Source organism: Pseudomonas fuscovaginae SE-1, assembly GCF_000364705.1.
Taxonomy (GTDB): domain Bacteria; phylum Pseudomonadota; class Gammaproteobacteria; order Pseudomonadales; family Pseudomonadaceae; genus Aquipseudomonas; species Aquipseudomonas fuscovaginae_A.
Genome location: NZ_AQOH01000134.1, coordinates 1 through 1,667 on the forward strand (window position 1 = coordinate 1; position 1,667 = coordinate 1,667).

A 1,667-nucleotide genomic window follows, 5' to 3' on the forward strand; every position below is an offset into this window, starting at 1 on the left:
CGGCGTTTTTCAAGGTAGTTGTCGCGTCAACCGTCTAACTATGCTGCTTTTTTCTCACGATGCTCGTCCCGATCCGGGTTCAGCAACACCGTGCCTATCGGCTCCCAGTTTCGGGACCGGCCTGACCAGCGCTGCGGGTTGGCCTGGCGGGCCTTTTCGTACAGCTCATGACGTCGTGCCAAGATCTGATGATCGCGCCCGCCATGTCGCTCTGCCGGGGTCACGAAGCGGATACGGCTATGCCGGTGTTCGTGGTTGTACCAGCGCATGAAGTCCCTCACCCAGCTTCTGGCCGCCTCCAGGCTGGCAAACCCACTCGACGGCCATTGTGGGCAGTATTTCAGCGTGCGGAACAACGATTCCGAGTAGGGGTTATCGTTGCTCACCCTTGGCCTGCCACGCGACGGCGTGATGCCCAGGTCGTGCATCTTGCTCAGCAAGGTCATCGACTTCATCGGCGCTCCGTTGTCCGAGTGCAGCACCAGTGGCTCGCACAGGCAGCGTTCATTGATCACGCTGCGCTGCAAGAGCACGGCGGCTTTTTCACCGCTTTCTTCCTCGTAAACCTCCCAGCCCACGGCCTTGCGGCTGTAAATATCTTCGAACAGGTACAGATAGTAGTGCTTGCCGCGTACCGGCGATGGCAGATAAGTGATGTCCCACGACCAGACCCGGTTGGGAGCCTTGGCCGCATACGTTGTGGGCGCTGTGTATCGTCCGCGGCGCTGGCTACGACCACGGTGATGCTGCTGCCCGCTTGCCCGCAAGAGTCGGTAAAACGTCGATTCCGATGCCAGATAGCGCTGCTGATCCGCCAGACGCGGGACGATCTGGGAGGGTGGCAAGTGCGCATACTCCGGGCTGTTGCACAGCATGATGATCGCTTTTCGTTCTGCGTCGCTCAGCGCATTGCGCGGAACAGGCCGCACCGTGGTCGTTCGAGCATCAGCGCTGATCTCTTCGGTGGCTGTCCAACGCTGCAGGGTTCTGAGTGACAGCCCGACTTCACCACAGGCCATGGCTTTACGGGCCCCGGCCTGGATCGCGTCATGCAGCCAAGTCACCAGCAAGTGCCGTTCCGGCAAGGCGGTCAGTTGTCCTCGTTGTCGATCCCCCAGTAGTCGTTGAGCTTTTTTCGCAGCACCAGCAACGCCGCTGTCTCAGCCAGCGCCTTCTCTTTACGATGCAGCTCACGCTCAAGCTGCTGGATACGTTTCTTGTCTTTGCGCGCTTGCTCTCGCTCTTGCTTGCTCAGGGGCTTTTCGGGCTGCATACCGCTGATGAAGGACTGTCGCCACTCGCTGATCTGCTCGGGATAAAGACCTTTACGACGACAGAACTCACCCAGTTCAATTTCACTGAGGCTGGAAGACTCAAGCACCACGGCGAACTTCATTTCGGCTGACCAGTGCTGAGGCGACTGGTTGGATTCGGACACGACACACCCTTCGGATCTGGACTGTTTACGCCAGTTGGACAAAGACATTTCACTGACCCCTTCGCGCCGTGACACCTCGGCCATCGTCAGGCTTTGCGGGGGGAGCAACATCTTGAGCAACTGGGCTTTACGTTCTGCTGAATAGTACGGCACTCATGGTCTCTTTCCGCCCCCGGGATGGTCTTTTTAGGAAAAACCGGAGAGGCGACAACTATCCTGACACCGGGGG

The 1,667-nt window shown here is 58.9% G+C and carries 1 protein-coding gene; it reads right to left on the bottom strand.

The features are described 5' to 3' along the window. Nucleotides 1-38: 38 nt before the first annotated feature. Nucleotides 39-1,591, bottom strand: a protein-coding gene (locus K675_RS32310; RefSeq protein WP_085986955.1) for an IS3 family transposase whose coding sequence is annotated in 2 segments (ribosomal slippage) — nt 39-1,129 and nt 1,129-1,591 — 1,554 coding nt in all. Because the reading frame shifts where the segments join, the coding sequence is not laid out codon by codon here. Nucleotides 1,592-1,667 lie beyond the last annotated feature (76 nt).